14 protein-coding genes are annotated in these 17,264 nt (G+C 42.4%); 8 read left to right on the top strand and 6 right to left on the bottom strand.

Going from position 1 to position 17,264, the window contains the following annotated elements:
* Positions 1-306 precede the first annotated feature (306 nt).
* From hisG to hisIE, 8 genes are all read left to right on the top strand, one after another.
* Positions 307-1,206 (top strand): ATP phosphoribosyltransferase, encoded by a 900-nt coding sequence (gene hisG / locus H5202_RS08900; RefSeq protein WP_182771766.1) that lies wholly within the window; start codon positions 307-309, stop codon positions 1,204-1,206.
* 5 nt (positions 1,207-1,211) lie between these two features.
* A complete protein-coding gene (gene hisD, locus H5202_RS08895; RefSeq protein ID WP_182771767.1) occupies positions 1,212-2,498 on the top strand; it encodes a histidinol dehydrogenase in 1,287 nt (428 codons plus the stop codon).
* Positions 2,499-2,578: 80 nt separating this feature from the next.
* On the top strand, positions 2,579-3,628 hold the full coding sequence (gene hisC, locus H5202_RS08890; RefSeq protein WP_182771765.1) for a histidinol-phosphate transaminase: 1,050 nt from the start codon (positions 2,579-2,581) through the stop codon (positions 3,626-3,628).
* A gap of 80 nt (positions 3,629-3,708) precedes the next feature.
* A complete protein-coding gene (hisB, locus tag H5202_RS08885) occupies positions 3,709-4,776 on the top strand; it encodes a bifunctional histidinol-phosphatase/imidazoleglycerol-phosphate dehydratase HisB (protein WP_182771764.1) in 1,068 nt (355 codons plus the stop codon).
* Between the two features lie 9 nt (positions 4,777-4,785).
* Positions 4,786-5,448, top strand: a complete 663-nt coding sequence (gene hisH / locus H5202_RS08880) for an imidazole glycerol phosphate synthase subunit HisH (RefSeq protein WP_182771763.1) — start codon at positions 4,786-4,788, stop codon at positions 5,446-5,448.
* Positions 5,445-6,182 (top strand): 1-(5-phosphoribosyl)-5-[(5-phosphoribosylamino)methylideneamino]imidazole-4-carboxamide isomerase, encoded by a 738-nt coding sequence (gene hisA / locus H5202_RS08875; RefSeq protein ID WP_182771762.1) that lies wholly within the window; start codon positions 5,445-5,447, stop codon positions 6,180-6,182. The genes hisH and hisA overlap by 4 nt, the downstream gene beginning before the upstream one ends.
* The gene (hisF, locus tag H5202_RS08870; protein WP_102035794.1) at positions 6,164-6,937 is read left to right on the top strand and encodes an imidazole glycerol phosphate synthase subunit HisF; all 774 of its coding nucleotides are present in this window, start codon (positions 6,164-6,166) and stop codon (positions 6,935-6,937) included. Before hisA ends, hisF begins: the two co-directional genes overlap by 19 nt.
* Before the next feature lie 52 nt (positions 6,938-6,989).
* On the top strand, positions 6,990-7,610 hold the full coding sequence (gene hisIE, locus H5202_RS08865; RefSeq protein WP_182771761.1) for a bifunctional phosphoribosyl-AMP cyclohydrolase/phosphoribosyl-ATP diphosphatase HisIE: 621 nt from the start codon (positions 6,990-6,992) through the stop codon (positions 7,608-7,610).
* Between the two features lie 62 nt (positions 7,611-7,672).
* Here the strand turns inward: hisIE and H5202_RS08860 are convergent, their stop codons facing one another.
* The 6 genes from H5202_RS08860 to H5202_RS08835 form a co-directional block, all read right to left on the bottom strand.
* Positions 7,673-8,548, bottom strand: coding sequence for a mechanosensitive ion channel family protein (locus H5202_RS08860; RefSeq protein WP_011637178.1), 876 nt, complete (start codon positions 8,546-8,548; stop codon positions 7,673-7,675).
* Positions 8,549-8,596: 48 nt separating this feature from the next.
* Entirely contained in the window at positions 8,597-9,532 is a 936-nt protein-coding gene (gene lpxM / locus H5202_RS08855; protein ID WP_182771760.1) for a lauroyl-Kdo(2)-lipid IV(A) myristoyltransferase, read from the bottom strand.
* 313 nt (positions 9,533-9,845) lie between these two features.
* A complete protein-coding gene (gene ihfA / locus H5202_RS08850) occupies positions 9,846-10,145 on the bottom strand; it encodes an integration host factor subunit alpha (RefSeq protein ID WP_011637176.1) in 300 nt (99 codons plus the stop codon).
* Positions 10,146-10,148: 3 nt separating this feature from the next.
* Positions 10,149-12,536: a phenylalanine--tRNA ligase subunit beta gene (gene pheT / locus H5202_RS08845; protein ID WP_182771759.1), complete on the bottom strand. Its 2,388-nt coding sequence runs from the start codon at positions 12,534-12,536 to the stop codon at positions 10,149-10,151.
* Positions 12,537-12,551: 15 nt separating this feature from the next.
* A complete protein-coding gene (gene pheS / locus H5202_RS08840; RefSeq protein WP_059745381.1) occupies positions 12,552-13,535 on the bottom strand; it encodes a phenylalanine--tRNA ligase subunit alpha in 984 nt (327 codons plus the stop codon).
* 478 nt (positions 13,536-14,013) lie between these two features.
* Complete coding sequence (locus tag H5202_RS08835; protein ID WP_182771758.1) at positions 14,014-16,875, bottom strand: ExeM/NucH family extracellular endonuclease; 2,862 nt, start codon at positions 16,873-16,875, stop codon at positions 14,014-14,016.
* Positions 16,876-17,264: the final 389 nt, after the last annotated feature.

Here is a 17,264-nt window from a genome sequence, read left to right as displayed (position 1 = left end):
GCAAGTCGATAAACACGACATAAATGAGTGCATAAACCCTCATTTAAACTGATTAACTAATATTAAATAAATATCAAATAAAGAGTACTGAAATGAATATCCAAGTGACTACAATCCACCATCATCACCATATGCGGTAGCCTTCGGATGCTAACTGCCGAAGGACGTTATCCTTCTGGTGGTGAACACATATTCACATAAACCCCTGGAAGGAATTTCAGGGGTTTTTTGTTTTCTAAATTTCAATTTTTATTTAAGCCGTTAAATTTACAACATTTTATAATTAATACATTAAGGAAGTATCACATGAGTGAATCAAAGCGTTTACGTATAGCCATCCAGAAATCAGGCCGTTTATCTAAAGAATCTCAGCAATTACTGAAAAGCTGTGGCGTTAAATTTAACGTTAATGAGCAACGCTTGATTGCACACGCAGACAACATGCCAATCGACTTATTACGCGTTCGTGATGATGATATTCCGGGCCTAGTAATGGATGGAGTTGTTGACCTAGGTATTATCGGTGAAAACGTTCTAGAAGAAGAACAAATTGAGCGCCAACTAGCAAGCAAACCGGCTGAATGCACTAAATTACGTGAATTAGATTTTGGTTCATGTCGTTTGTCACTTGCGGTCCCGAATGAGTTTGAATATAAAGATGCCAACTCACTTGAAGGTCTTCGCATTGCAACTTCTTACCCGAACTTACTGCGCCGCTTTATGGAAGAAAAAGGCATTAACTATAGCGACTGTATGTTAAAAGGTTCTGTTGAAGTTGCTCCACGCGCTGGATTGTCAGATGGCATTTGTGATTTAGTCTCTACTGGTGCCACCCTTGAAGCAAACGGCTTATATGAAACCGAAGTCATTTACCGCTCAATGGCTTGCATTATTCAATCAAATAAAACTCAATCGACTGAAAAACAAGCACTAATCAACAAAATTTTATCTCGTATTAATGGTGTAATCCGGGCCCGTGAAAGCAAGTACATCTTATTGCACGCTCCAATTGAAACGTTAGATCAAATCGTTGCCCTACTCCCTGGCGCAGAAAACCCAACAGTATTACCACTTAATGACGACACTAATCGTGTGGCTATCCACGTGGTGAGCACAGAAGATTTATTCTGGGATACTATGGAAGAATTAACTGCACTAGGTGCAAGCTCAATTCTGGTCATGCCTATTGAAAAAATGATGGGGTAATGCAAATGCAAATTCTCGATTGGGCTTCTTTATCTACCGAACAACAACGACAAACGTTAGCACGTTCGCCATTAATTGGTGATGCAAGTGTAGAGCAACGTGTTCGTGACATTATTGAGCAAGTCAATGCTCAAGGTGATAGCGCATTATTGGCTTATAACAAGCAATTTGACGGTGTTGAACTGACTGAGCTAGCGTTATCAACTGACGACATTGCTGCTGCATGTGCGCGTGTAGGTGACGACGTTAAACAAGCTGTTGCGCAAGCGGTTAACAACATTGAAACCTTTCACAAGGCGCAAGCGTTTCAAGGTGTTGATATAGAAACTCAAGCGGGAATTCGTTGTGAATTGCGAAGCGAACCGATCGAGCGAGTCGGCTTATATATTCCCGGTGGTACCGCACCATTAATATCAACCGTAATGATGTTGGCGTTACCAGCAAGAATAGCCGGTTGCGAAAAGCGTGTATTAGTCAGTCCACCGCCGATTAATGATGCGATTATTTATGCGGCTAATGTATGCGGTATTACCGATATTTTCCAAGTGGGTGGTGCACAGGCTATTGCGGCATTAGCATTTGGGACAGAGTCGGTGCCAAATGTCGACAAAATATTTGGTCCGGGTAATCGTTATGTCACTGAAGCCAAAAGATTAGTATCACAAGACAACCGGATTAGCGTGTCTATAGACATGCCTGCAGGCCCGTCAGAAGTACTAGTGATTGCCGACAAAGATGCAAATCCTGGTTTTGTTGCAGCCGATTTATTATCCCAAGCAGAACATGGTCCAGACTCACAAGTGATGTTAGTAACCGATTCATTAGCACTAGCAGAACAAGTCAACCAGGCGTTAATTGAACAATTAGCACAGTTGAGCCGTAAAGACATCGCCGCAGAAGCACTAGAATGCAGCCGCAGTATTATTGTTAGCGATATGGCGCAAGCAGCTAAAGTGTCTAACTTGTATGGCCCAGAACATTTAATCATTCAAACTAATGCGCCACGTAACGTGCTTAAGCAAGTTCGCGGTGCGGGTTCAGTGTTCTTAGGCGCTTACACCCCTGAATCTGTTGGTGATTATGCTAGTGGTACTAACCATGTTTTACCCACTTATGGTTATAGTCGTTCTGTTTCAAGTTTGTCATTAGCTGATTTTAGTCGGCGTTTTACTGTACAAGAGCTCAGCCAACAAGGGCTTAAAACGCTAGGAAACACAGTGATGGTGTTGGCAGAAAATGAATTATTAGATGCACATAAAAATGCAATCGCGATTCGTTTATCCAGTTTTTAGTAATTAATCATTCGGATTATCAGCGCTATAGCTAAGCGCTAATTAGCACCTAAATAGAGTAGAAAGTAGAGAACACAGCCATGAGCCAAACCTTAGCAGCACCATTTGATCCAAAAAACTTGGCTAGACCTGAATTACTGACGTTAACACCCTATCAAAGTGCACGCCGTATTGGTGGACGAGGTGATATTTGGATTAATGCCAATGAATCACCATTCAATAATAGCCAGCTTGATAAAGTGAATCGTTACCCAGAATGCCAGCCTGCTGAACTTATCAATGCTTACAGTAGTTATTCAGGCGTCAAGGCAAGTAACATTATTGCCAGCCGCGGTGCTGACGAAGCCATCGAATTGCTCATTCGTACATTTTGTATCCCAGGTGTCGACAGTATTGCTTGTTTTGGTCCAACTTATGGTATGTATTCAATTAGTGCCGCTACTTTTAATGTAGCTGTCACAGCGCTAAGCTTAACCGATGAATACCAGTTACCAAGTGCGTGGCCAACTCAAATAGGCAGCGCCAAAATTGTGTTTATTTGTAACCCAAATAACCCAACTGGCACCGTGATAGCTAAAGAGAAAATCGAGCAGGCTATTCAAGCTGCGCCTAATGCTATTGTGGTGGTAGACGAAGCCTACATTGAATTTTGCTCAGACTACAGCGTGGCAGATTTGCTTGGCAGCTATCCTAACCTTGTAGTGTTGCGCACTTTATCTAAAGCGTTTGCTTTAGCCGGTGCACGTTGTGGTTTTATGTTGGCAAGTGATGACATCATTGATTTAGTGATGCGGGTAATCGCACCTTATCCGGTGCCATTACCCGTATCAGACCTTGCAGTAAAAGCGTTAAGCCCTGCTGGTATCGACACAATGCAAACTCAAGTGTCCAGTTTAATTGAACAAGGTAAGCGCTTAAGCAATGCATTAACAGCCTATGGGGCCAAGGTGTTACCTGCCAACGGTAATTATATTTTAGCCCAATTTGACGATGTGCAAGCAGCCGCTAAACGGTTAAGTGATTCCGGCGTTGTTGCTCGCGCGTATAAAGATCCACGCCTTGCTGATGCCATTCGTTTTAGTTTTACCTCAGCCAAAGAAACCGATGTGATTATTCAGTTATTTGGTTAGTGCGTTAGTACACGTTGCATATCGGTCAATACCCTATACATCATAAATAAGAATTAGATATCACCATTAAGGTAGTTAGCATGAAACAGAAAATCCTTTTTATAGACCGCGACGGTACGTTAGTTGAAGAGCCAGCCATCGACAAGCAGCTCGATAGTTTGGCAAAATTGGTGTTTGAACCACAAGTCATCCCAGCGTTACTTAAATTACAGAATGCCGGTTTCCGCTTAGTAATGGTCAGCAATCAAGATGGTTTGGGCACGCCTTCATTTCCAAAAGAAGACTTTGATGCCCCGCACGATATGATGATGCAAATTTTTTCAAGCCAAGGTGTAAAATTTGACGATGTGGTTATCTGTCCACACTTTAATGATGAAAACTGCAGCTGTCGCAAACCAAAACTGGGTCTGGTGAAAGACTACTTAACTCAAGGTAAAATCGACTTTACCACCTCAGCGGTGATTGGCGATCGCGACACTGACGTAGAACTTGCTAATGCCATGGGCATTAAAAGCTTTAAATACGACCGTCAAAGCCTTAACTGGGACGACATCGCCAATGCCCTATTGAGCAAAGGCCGTATCGCTACGGTAGTGCGCACGACCAAAGAAACCGACATTAAAGTGACCATCGACCTAGACAGTCAAACCAAAGGCAAGATTGAAACTGGAATTGGCTTTTTTGACCACATGCTAGATCAAATTCAAACCCATGGTAACTTTAAAATGGACGTGCATGTAGACGGCGACCTAGAAATTGATGATCACCACAGCGTAGAAGACACTGCTCTCGCGATTGGTGATGCTATTCGCCAGGCCTTAGGCGACAAGCGTGGTATTGCTCGTTTTGGTTTCAGCTTACCGATGGATGAAGCCAGTGGCGAATGCTTAATGGACATATCTGGTCGTCCGTTCATCAAGTTCAATGCTGACTTTGACCGTGAAATGGTAGGTGAAATGGCCATCGAAATGGTGCCACACTTCTTCCGTTCATTCGCTGATGGCCTACGTTGTACCTTGCACATTGGCTCGAAAGGCGATAACGATCATCACAAAGTAGAAGCGTTATTTAAAGTGTTAGGCCGTACGCTTCGCCAAGCGGTGAAAGTTGAAGGTGACATACTGCCATCAAGCAAAGGTGTGCTGTAAGGAGTTCATGTGACACAAATATTGAATGCTTCAAGCTCTACCAATGATCTTACTGTGATTATTGATACTGGTTGTGCCAATTTAAGCTCAGTACGATTTGCTTTTGAGCGCCTTAACGCCAATGTTATTGTCAGCGCTGACTTTGATGTTATTCGAAGCGCTGCAAGAGTGGTACTGCCAGGCGTTGGCACCGCAGGTGCAGCAATGGACGCCTTAAAGCAAAAGAACTTAATCGAGCTGATTAAAAGCTTAACGCAACCTGTTATGGGCGTATGCTTAGGCATGCAAATGCTGGCATCATTGTCTAATGAGCATGGCGGCCGCAGCGAACAAAGCATCACCTGTTTAGGCTTAATACCAACAGATATTGGCGACCTAGACAGTAAAGGCTTACCGTTACCGCACATGGGCTGGAATCAAATAGAGGTGTCCGATCACCCATTATTTGTCGGCATTGAAAATGGCAGCTACGTGTATTTTGTGCACAGTTATCGAGCGCCAATCAGTGAGTACACCCTAGCCAGCTGCACTTATGGTGAATCATTCAGTGCAGCCATTGGCAAAGATAACTTTTTTGGGGTGCAATTCCACCCAGAAAAAAGTGCCAAAGTAGGCGCACAAATTTTACAGAACTTTTTACAGATGGGGTTAAACATGAGGACACCACAGTGATTATTCCTGCCATTGATTTAATTGACGGCCAAGTGGTGCGCTTGTACCAAGGTGACTACGACAAACAGACCACGTTTGACTTAAGTCCGTTGGCACAACTACAGTCTTACCAAGCCCAAGGCGCAAAACTGCTGCACATTGTCGACTTAACCGGTGCAAAAGATCCTCAAAAACGCCAAATCCAATTAATTACTGAACTCGCTGCGGGTCTTGATGTTGATATTCAAGTCGGCGGTGGTATTCGCAGCGAAGAGCAAGTCGCGGAATTATTAGCCATCGGTGTAAAGCGTGTGGTGATAGGCTCTCTTGCAGTCAAAGAACCAGAGCTAGTTAAAAGCTGGTTTGTAAAATACGGCAGTGAAGCAATTTGTTTGGCTCTTGATGTCAATATCAATGAAGCTGGCGAAAAAATTGTCGCGGTATCGGGCTGGCAATCAGGTGGCGGTAAGTCACTAGAGTCATTGGTGGCTGAATTCGAAACTGTCGGCCTTAAGCATGCTTTAGTGACCGACATCAGCCGTGATGGCACCTTAACTGGCGCCAATACCGAACTCTACACAGAACTTGCCGCAACGTATCCTCATATCCTTTGGCAAGCCTCTGGTGGTATTGCGACGCTCGACAATGTCGCCGCTGTTCGCGATAGCAAAGCATCGGGGATCATTATTGGCAAAGCTTTATTGATTAACCAATTTACCGTTAAGGAGGCAATACAATGCTGGCCAAACGCATAGTTCCGTGTCTTGACGTACGTGAAGGTAAAGTGGTTAAAGGAGTGCAGTTTCGTAATCACGAAATAGTTGGAGACATCGTTCCCCTCGCCGCGCGTTATGCTGAAGAAGGCGCTGATGAATTAGTATTTTATGACATTACCGCCAGTGCGCACGACAGGGTTATCGATAAATCTTGGGTTAGCCGCGTAGCTGAACAAATTGATATTCCATTTTGTGTTGCCGGTGGCATAAAAACCATCGAGCAAGCACGCGAAAAATTGGCTTTTGGTGCGGATAAAATATCAATCAACTCACCTGCATTAAGCGACCCGAGTTTGATATCACGCCTACAAGATGAGTTTGGCCGCCAGTGTATCGTTATCGGCATTGACTCATTTTACGATGCTGTCAGCGATAGTTACAAAGTAAAACAGTTTACCGGAGATGAAGCCGCCACCAAAGACACTCAATGGTATACTCAGGATTGGGTTGAAGAAGTGCAAAAACGCGGTTGTGGCGAGATTGTATTGAACGTCATGAACCAAGACGGCGTGCGCGGTGGTTATGACATCAAACAACTCAGCATGGTACGCGCCATTTGCGATGTACCGTTAATTGCCTCTGGCGGTGCGGGCACAATGGAGCACTTTAAAGAAGTATTTGAACTTGCCAAAGTTGACGCCGCATTAGCAGCAAGCGTGTTTCATAAAGGTATCATTGATATTGGTGAGTTAAAACAATACTTGCACGCCAATAACATCGCGATTCGTTTATAGGCTCAGACTTTTACGAAACTAGAAAATAGCCTTACCCAAAAAGAGATTACAGATGACAGACATCAAATTTGATAGCACAGGCGTAGACTGGGACAAGCAACAAGGGTTGATCCCTGCGGTTGTACAGCACCACCTAACTGGCAAAGTGCTCATGCTAGGTTACATGGACCAAGCAGCATTAGAGAAAACCTTAACCACTAAACAAGTCACCTTTTTTAGCCGCTCTAAACAGCGATTATGGACTAAAGGCGAAACCTCAGGTAACACGCTTGATCTCATCGCTATTGACAAAGACTGCGACAACGACAGTTTCTTAGTACAAGTGATCCCTAACGGCCCAACCTGTCACACAGGTACAGAAAGCTGTTGGAAAGATGGCAACTCGCACCCTTTTATCGATAACCTAACTAAACTGATTATCTCACGTAAAGGGCAAAGTGCTGATTCAAGCTATACTGCGTCACTATTTGAACGTGGTACTAAGCGCATTGCCCAAAAAGTCGGAGAAGAAGGTTTAGAAACCGCACTTGCCGCAGCAACTCATGACAAAGAAGAGCTTGTTAATGAAGCTTCAGATTTGATGTATCATTTAATTGTGTTACTTGAAGACCAAGGCTTATCGATGGCAGATATTAATAAAAACTTATTGGATCGTCATAATAAAGCAAAGTAGCTTTTAAGCTTTAATCGCACAACAAAAAAGACGCATTTGCGTCTTTTTTGTTGTAGGTAAACTCAGAGCTGATTTTTATGACTTTGAGTTATCGTCAAATGTCCATCTACATGCAAGTCGCGCTGAGGGTATGCTATAGACACATTATTCTCATTGAATAGCTCGTACATTCTAAAACGAATTTCGCTACGACGGCGGCGGATATCAGTTTCTGACACGGCGCTAACCCAAAATATCAAATCAAAAATCAATGCGTTGTCGCCAAAGTCCTCAAATAAGACTGAGGGTTTAGGTTGCGGCAAAATATCATCCCGTTCAGCAATAACTTGATAAATCAGCTCGCGAACTTTAATCACATCCGAACCGTAAGCGACACCAACACGAACAAATGTTCGTGCATTTTTATCGATTAAAGTCCAATTGGTCACTGTATTTTCAAGCAGTTGGCTATTTGGAACCAACATGTGCACCCCATCATTACGGCGTATCAAGGTTGAGCGAGTATTAATACACTCCACAACACCACGAGCTTCACCCACTTCTAAAAAGTCACCAATACGGATTGGCCGCTCCCACATTAAAATCCAACCACTGATAAAATTATTGATAATGTTTTGCGCACCAAAACCGACACCAATAGCTATGGCACCTGACACAAACGCAAAAGCGGTTAATGGAATATTTAAAATTTCCATACTGGTAAAAACCAGCACCGCAATACTGATAATAAAATACATACGGGTGAACAAATGAATGGCATCTGCACCCACTTTGCGACGCTTTAGTGCTTTAACAATCAATCGCCCGACACGAGTGATGATAAACCACGCTAAAAATATGTAGAGAGGCACTTGCAGCAGTTGTAATAAAGTAATTTGATGTTTATCGTAGGTGAATACCACAAACGATAAAGACGTTAATAATTCATTAAAATCCATATAAACCTCTTATTATTTTTGTGTTCATATTATGGTGATAATTATATTTTAGTAAAATTCTTGCTCACCTGGTGGACGAGTTTTGAGTAATTTTAAAAACCACATATATTGCTCTGGATAAGCGCTAATAACTTGCTCAACCACTTTATTCAGCGCTAATGCCTCGTTCTCTTTACCGACCATATCTTGTGGATTAATAGGCGGCATAACGGTCATCACAAATTGTTTTGCTTGTTCATCATAACCAATTTTTACCGGCATCACTTGTGCATTACCCGCTTGAGCAAGACGCCCTACTACAGGCAATGTTGCTTTAACCGTTCCTAAAAATGGCGTAAACACACTTTTGTTTGGGCCTAAATCCTCATCGGGTAGATAAAAAAAGCTATTATCTTTTTTAAGCTCTGCTAATAACGCACGGATCCCAGCTTCGCGCATATACACTCGTCCCCCCTGACTACTGCGCATACGATTACTGAACCAATTAAACAGCCCATTTCGATGTGCTTTAGCCATGGTCACTAAAGGTATTTCCATGTTAATTCTAAGACCAGCATATTCCATCGGCCACACATGCGGCATGATAAAAATAATGGGCTGGCCAGCATCTCTAGCCGCTTTAACATGTTCAAAACCATTAAGCTGCATACGACGTTTAATGTGCGCATTAGAACGGACCAATAATTCAGCTTGTGACAATAAGACCAACACAAACATACGTACGTTGTGTTTTACCAAACGTTCGACTTCATCGCCAGAAAGCTCAGGAAAACAATGACTGATGTTAACTCTAGCGATATTCATTGGCTTTTTGGCGACTTTCATCACGACTCGAGCCAACAATCTCGCGATGGGATCTCTTATGCTGGCCGGAAGTACGCCAAATATAAACAACACAGCGATAGCTAACCATGTTCCCCAGTAACGAGGGTGTAATAATGATTTATTAAAGCGGGTATCAAAATGTTTTGCTTGTCGTGCCAAGAGAAACTCCAAATAAACGGACCGTGACCCACGGTGAAAATCATATTATAAAGATGGCATTATACTAGTGATTAATGAGTGTGAAACAGAAATTATAACAGACAATTCAAAACGTCTGTGATGCACAGCGTTCTCCCACCTGTTTATACAACATGGGCAAGATTTATCAGATACGTAAATTCACAATGCCAAAAACAAGCTTATGATACAAACAGTGGATTACATTCACCAAATTTAAAAACAAAAGAGCCACTCAATTAAGAGTGGCTCTTAGTAATACAGATCCGTTCGGATTGGCGTATTAACTAGTGAACTATTTTTTACCCGAGTTTGCCGCTTCGACACGTGATTTTAACTTCTGTCCAGGACGGAAGGTAACAACACGGCGTGCAGAAATCGGAATATCTTCACCAGTTTTCGGGTTCCTTCCCGGTCTTTGATTCTTGTCCCTAAGGTCAAAGTTGCCAAAGCCAGATAACTTGACCTGCTCACCACTTTCGAGTGCTTCACGAATTTCTTCAAAGAAAGACTCGACCATCTCTTTAGCCACACGTTTGTTAATGCCTAATGTTTCAAAAAGATGTTCTGCCATTTCGGCTTTGGTAAGTGCCATACTTTAATCCCTCAACGATGCGTTGAACTCGGTCTTTAGAGCCAATACCACTGATTCCATAGTCTCAGTAATATCTTTATCTTCAAGTGTACGAGTAGTGTCTTGTAACGTAAGTGCGATGGCTAGGCTCTTTTTGCCTGGCTCAACACCTTTACCTTGGTATACATCGAACAAGTTTAAGCCAACCAACTGATTTTCGCCAACTTTTCTTATCAAATTCATAACATCAGTTGCAGAAACTGTTTCATCTACTACCACCGCGATGTCGCGACGATTGGCAGGAAACTTAGATACAGCTTGGGCTAGCGGCAAACGGGCGTGCAATAATGCATCCAGTTCTAACTCAAAAACAATTGTTTTCCCATTGAGTCCAAACGGCTTTTCCAAACTAGGATGGATAGCACCGATGTAACCAATGACTCGATTATTTCGTAATATTTCAGCACATTGACCTGGATGCAGCGCAGGATGTGTTGCCCCTCTAAAGCTAAATTCTGTAGAGGCAACTGTCAAGCCGATTATTGCTTCTAAATCACCTTTTAAATCAAAGAAGTCGACAGTTTTCGATTCCATTGACCAATGTTCTTCGTTTTGAGCACCAGAAATAACCGCGCCCAGCATAGCTTGTTGACGAACACCAGAATCTGCTTGTGCATCAGGAACAAAGCGTAAACCGGTCTCAAATAAACGGACTCTATTTTGCTGGCGGCTCTGGTTATAGCCTACTGCGGTCAATAAACCAGTAAACATTGATAAGCGCATTGCTGACATTTCGACAGAAATCGGGTTAGGCAACACCATCGCTTCTTCACCAGGATGAACAATGTTCTGCATCTTAGGGTCGACAAAGCTGTAGGTAACCGCTTCTTGGAAACCACGAGCAACAAATATGCTGCGAACACGTTTTAACGAAATATCCGCTTCTTTGTGATCTGGCATGCTTAACGCCGCTTGAGGTGCGGTATTTGGAATGTTGTTGTAGCCATATATACGAGCAACTTCTTCGATTAAATCTTCTTCAATCGCCATATCAAAACGATAGGTAGCGGTTGTCACATTCCAAACATCACCGCTGGTTTGCACGCTAAAACCTAAACGTTCTAGAATTTCAACCACGTCAGAGTCAGGAATAAAGTGACCTAAGGTTTTATCTAACTTGCTGCGACGCAAAGTGATATTAGCAGCTTGCGGTAAATGTTCAGCAGACACAGCTTCAATCACTTGTCCTGCTTCACCACCACAAATATCTAATACAAGGCGTGTAGCGCGGTCCATAACCTTATGTTGCAACTGAGGGTCCACACCACGTTCAAAACGGTGTGACGCGTCTGTGTGTAAGCCTAAGCGACGAGATTTACCCATTATGGCTAATGGTGCAAAGAAGGCGCACTCTAAAAGAATGTCTTGAGTGTTTTCATTCACACCAGTACTTTCGCCGCCAAACACACCCGCAAGCGCTACCGCTTGTTTGTCGTCAGCAATCACTAAAGTATCGCTAGGAACCGTAATTTCGTTGCTATCAAGTAAGGTTAGCTTTTCAACACCGTCAGCTAAACGCACGGTAATGCCACCGTTTAAGGTATTTAAGTCAAACGCATGCATTGGCTGACCAAATTCGATCAACACATAGTTAGTGATATCAACGATTGGATCAATTGAGCGAATACCACTGCGGCGCAATTTTTCTTGCATCCATAATGGCGTAGCGGCCTTAACATTGATATTTTTAACCACGCGACCTAAGTAACGTGGGCACAAATCTGGCGCAACCACATTAATGCTAAATGGCGCGTCAATAGTGGCCGTAACCGCTTCCCAAGAAGGCTCTGTCACGGCTTGGCGATTTAATACGCCCACTTCACGTGCAAGTCCTGCCATGCCTAAACAATCAGCGCGGTTAGCCGTTAAATCAACATCAATAATGGCATCATCTAATTGCAAGAATTCACGTACATTGACACCGATTGGTGCATCAGTCGGTAGCTCAATAATGCCATCGCTTTCGATGTCGATACCTAACTCGCCATATGAGCACAACATGCCCATTGACGGTTGACCGCGCAATTTAGCTTTTTTAATTTTAAAATCGCCAGGTAACATCGCGCCAACCATTGCTACAGCCACTTTTAAGCCTAAACGGCAGTTTGGTGCACCACAAACAATGTCGATAAGCTCATCGGCGCCAACATTGATTTTGGTGACGCGTAATTTGTCTGCATCTGGGTGTTGACCACATTCAACTACTTCACCAATAATAACACCGCTAAAATCAGCAGCTACGGCATCGATACCATCAACTTCAAGACCGGCCATGGTGATTTGGTGTGATAATGCGTCACGACTTACTGATGGGTTAACCCACTCACGAAGCCAAGATTCACTGAATTTCATCTAATTTTTGCTCCGTTATTTGAATTGCTTAAGAAAACGTAAATCGTTTTCGAAGAAGGCACGTAAATCATTTACGCCGTAGCGCAACATGGTTAGACGCTCAACACCCATACCAAAAGCAAAACCAGAGTATTTCTCAGGGTCAATACCAACACTGCGCAGTACATTTGGATGTACCATGCCGCAGCCTAATACTTCTAACCACTTGCCATTTTTACCCATTACGTCTACTTCTGCTGAAGGCTCTGTGAATGGGAAATAAGATGGGCGGAAACGGACTTCTAAATCTTCTTCAAAGAAGTTACGTAAAAAATCATGCAAAATGCCTTTAAGCTCAGCAAAATTAACGTTTTCGGCAACCATTAACCCTTCAACTTGGTGGAACATTGGCGTGTGAGTTTGGTCGTAATCATTACGATACACACGGCCTGGAGAAATAATTCGAAGTGGCGGCTTTTCATGTTCCATCGTGCGAATTTGTACGCCCGATGTTTGCGTGCGTAACATCACTTTAGGATTAAAGTAAAAAGTGTCATGATCGGCACGAGCAGGATGATGTTCAGAAATATTTAACGCATCGAAATTATGGAAATCATCTTCGATTTCAGGACCTTGCTTAACAACAAAGCCTAACTCACCAAAGAAGGTTTCAATACGTTCGATAGTACGCGTAACCGGATGCAAACCACCGATATCTAAGGTACGGCCAGGTAAAGTCACATCAATATTTTCAGCAATTAATTTGGCTTCTAATTCCGATGCTTTTAATCCGTCAATACGCTCAGTCAACTGCTGTTGAACGGCTTGTTTTGCTTGATTGACTGCGGCACCAAAGGCAGGTTTTTCTTCTGCACTTAATGATCCCATCATTTTCATCATGTCAGTGATTTTACCTTTTTTACCAAGGTAATCGACACGGATATCATCCAATGTCTTTAGATCACTGGCCTTATCAATGACTTCTAAGGCTTGTTCTACGATCTCGGTTAACTGCTGCATGTTATCATCCACTGCATTTTTGCATTTAAATGCGATTGGGCGTCTTGTCGGCTATGCGAGTACACAAAAGTGATAACTCGGTAGTGAGTGACGACGCGGTAGTTTGACGCTTATTATGACAAATAAACCATCAAAACTGGGGTTAAAATAAAAGAGTGAAATTTTACGTTAGCGAGTCTAAATTTACTAGTCATTATTGGTATATTTAATGGCAAATAGTTGTATTTACCTGCAATTAACTCGTTGAGTGTGTATCTATAACGACAACTGATATGCCAACAGTCTAGCTAAGCAAAATCGTTAGTCTGTTGATGGTGACTATGGATGTATGTCTATTGGGGTTGATTATAACGGTTAATGCCGCCGAACAGTCTTCATAAAGTTCGTTTTACGCGTAAACAAAGTAATAAAAAAGGCGCACTTTGCGCCTTCCCTATTAACTTGTGCGAATAAATATTCACAAATAAACAATATCTACCTATCTCAAGTTGAGCGTTGCAGTGTCTTTTTCGCCGTCATTATCGACTACCGTAAGTGATACTGCTTTATCGCGACGACTGAAACTAAACGCGATTGGCCCATGTACTTTACGACCATTATTAAATAGCCAGTTTTGATGTTTAATAAATCCATCTTGGTCGTAGCTCGTTGAAATAAATAATTTCATAAACCATAAGTTGACCATTTGTATCTGCGCAGTAGGCGCAATATTAGCCGGTTCAACAACCACATTTATCGTTTTCAAGGTTGTCGCCACTTCGCCTTTATTGTCAGTAACAGTAAGCTGGACTTGATAATTATCTGATTGCTGATATTGATGTGAAACCGTCTCTCCATTAGTACCAGTAACGATAGTACCATCACCAAAATCCCATTCTAATAAAGTAATGTCACCATCATTATCAACAGAAGTCGACTGAACCTGTAGTTGGCTGCCGTTGATCTGATGATCAAAACTGGCGATTGGTAGCTGATTTTTCAACTCAAATTGCAGCGAAACAATCACAGGATCATGGTCTGAAGATCGGAATCCATCAGCTTGATACAAATCTTGTATCTGTGCTGCTGATTTAAACTCTTCGTTATAATCAAGTATTCGTGGCTCGTCAGCATTAATGTGCCATTCCGTTATCGCTAATACATTATCCAATAACGCTTGGTTTGCTAATGCATGGTCTAATTGACCAGACTCACCCGAGAACACGTAGGAGTAAGAATTAACACTACCAAGATGCGCATTAAGCTCACTATAACCATGATTAGCAAGTTGAGTGAGCGGGTTTTCTTTGGCATAAGCATTTAAATCACCCATTACCAAGATTTTTTGCTCTGGATACTGCTCCATTAACCATTTGCCAATAGCATCTGTTGCCCGTGTACGGGTCAAATTACAATTACCTTGGCCATCAAGTAAATCAGGATCATTAATACTGTCGCAGCTACTTCCTTTTGATTTTAAATGATTTACGGCAACAACAATACTGTCATCCCGATCATTGAGCATAAATGATTGCGTTAACATTGGACGGTTTTTGCCGTCATCAAATAACGCTGTGCCATTTCCATCTACAGGCGAATTAGCTGAAGTTAATATTTGAGCATCACCTGTTGGAGTGATTTTATCAGCACGATAGATCATTCCCACTGCAATTGCATCGGTACCTATTTGCGTCACTGAAGGCACAACATAAGCGTATACTTCAGCCCCCATAGCTTGGTTTAATCCGCTGACTAAGTCGTTAATGGCTGAATCGCTACCATAACCGTCATTTTCAATTTCCATTAAACCAAATACATCAGCGCTAATGGCATGCATTGCACTGATAATTTTAACGCGTTGACGCTCAAATTCAGATAACGTGTCGGCGCCGCGATCGGTTGGAAATCCATTGCCGTTTCCATCACCGTTGAAATAATTAAGCACATTGAAACTGGCGACACGAAGATCTGCGTCAAGCGGTAACTCTGGAGTAGATGGTCGCGGGTTACTTTGAACCACATTGACCACTTGAGTTGGCATCACACGATATTGGCTAAAGCCATAATGCATAATACCCTCGAGCCCGGTAACAGAATCGCCTACACGTAAGGTATTTGAGGCTGATAACCCAGGAGCTGGATAACGAATTTGTTCAGGATTTTGGCTGGTTAAGCCATCATCCAACAAGATACTATCTTTGCCATTTGCTTCTGTCACTGCCAGAGCTGCTTCGCCAGGCAGAGCAACTTGAGTACCGATAAAATGGCGACTACTGCCTAATGACACTTCACCATAACGGCCCAAGTTATACACTTCATTGACCACTAGAGATTGGTCGAATAATACCCGCATGCCTTCAACACGCTCAAGTTGTTGATTGTCTGCTAACGGCAATGAGACAGTAGCTACCACTGGCAATGGTTGGTTAGTGCCACAAAGAGTAAATTGAGTCACATTAGACAACTGAGTTGTGCCTTGGTATTCGGCAACTGAAGCTTGCAAACGAACTCTATCACCGGCATTCACGTCCAGTGGCTGGGTACCACTGTAAACAAAAATACCTTCTGAAGTGTTAATGTCAGCATCTACATCGTTGTCTGCCATTTGGATAAATATACCCTTTAGGCCAGCTTGTTGATTACTGGTCACAATGGCTTCAACCACCACTTCTGCACCCACTAGTGGACTTGCGGCATCCACACCTTGAATGTCATGGATTGCCACGGCACTTTGTGAACAGACAAATTCTATTGGCTCAGTTGGATCTACTGGGTCTACCGGATCTGTTGGGCCAGAATCATTACCTGCGAAAACACCTAAATCACTGATGTCATCTTGAGCAAAACCTTGCCAGCCAGCTAATGTGACTTCATCATCAGTAATAATATCTGCAACTAATTGACTGGCGTCACGACGAAGAGTGTTGTTTTGTGTCGATAAATCACCCGTTCCCCATTCTGATCCAGGATCGACACCCACTTGTCCTAGGGAATCAATTACAACACTGTTATGGCTTAATACAATAGCGTCGTCACCATTAAAAAAACTCGCGGTACTCGTCTGCTGCGCAAGCGCTAGAATCTCTGCTGATGAGTCATTATCGGCGATAACAAACGTTGAGTTGGCTGCAATATTGCCATCCAATGCAATATTGGTTGCCGCTGCGGTATTACCATTAAAATAAAACGACAACACATAATCATTCAAATCTATCGCTGTCGAATTTGGATTATACAATTCTATAGCTTTGTTATTACTGCTGCCTTCAATGTACTCTGAAATAAGCACATCTTGGGCAGCAACATTGAATACCATTAAAGATGATATCGATATCGCGAGCAACGACTTTTGAACTAACATAGTGAACCCTTATTCATTATCCATAAATCCAATGAGTTAATTTAATTATTCAATTAATATTTTATTGATTGGTATAGTCCCAACTCAGAATAAGAGTTGTAATAAACAGAAAAAATCCGCTTCTGTTTAAACATCAACATTAAGGTTGTCATTGCTTTGCTAATAAGCCGTATTGACCTATCAATCGTTTGCAAGACGTAAGTTGATACAACACAGATAGCGAAATAACCGCCTATTTGATATATATTTATAATTCTACGTTTAGACTATATAGCTCAATCAGCGCTTACTATATCGATTACGGATGACAATAAGGTTGCAATGATGTTGCAGTTAATACAAAAGTAACCTCAGTAAATAACCTCGCCAAATCACCGCTTACTCACACT

It is taken from the genome of Shewanella sp. SG41-4, from assembly GCF_014164505.1.
Taxonomy (GTDB): domain Bacteria; phylum Pseudomonadota; class Gammaproteobacteria; order Enterobacterales; family Shewanellaceae; genus Shewanella.
Note: the sequence above shows the minus strand (reverse complement) of the source record. Positions and strands in the feature narration are given on the sequence as shown.